The 289-nt window shown below is 36.0% G+C and carries 1 rRNA gene; it reads right to left on the bottom strand.

Annotation, left to right across the window (positions count from 1 at the left end):
• Nucleotide 1: 1 nt before the first annotated feature.
• A 5S ribosomal RNA gene (gene rrf / locus IC219_RS21505) occupies nt 2-118 on the bottom strand.
• Between the last annotated feature and the right edge of the window lie 171 nt (nt 119-289).

The raw sequence follows: 289 nt of genomic DNA on the forward strand, positions 1-289 counted from the left end.
TACGTGGCTACGTCCTACTCTCCCAGGCAGTTTCCCACCAAGTACCATCAGCGCTAGAGAGCTTAACTTCTGTGTTCGGAATGGGAACAGGTGTATCCTCTCTGCTATTGTAACCACATAATCTCTATGCTTAATATTACTATTAAGTTATTGAAACTAGTAAAACTAGATTCTTTAGAGTTAACACTCTAAAAACTACATATATATTTTAATCAATGAACATCAAATAATATTGGTCAAGTCCTCGACCTATTAGTATCGATAAGCTAAATACATTGCTGCACTTACA

Source organism: Clostridioides sp. ES-W-0018-02, from assembly GCF_020658175.1.
Lineage (GTDB): Bacteria > Bacillota > Clostridia > Peptostreptococcales > Peptostreptococcaceae > Clostridioides.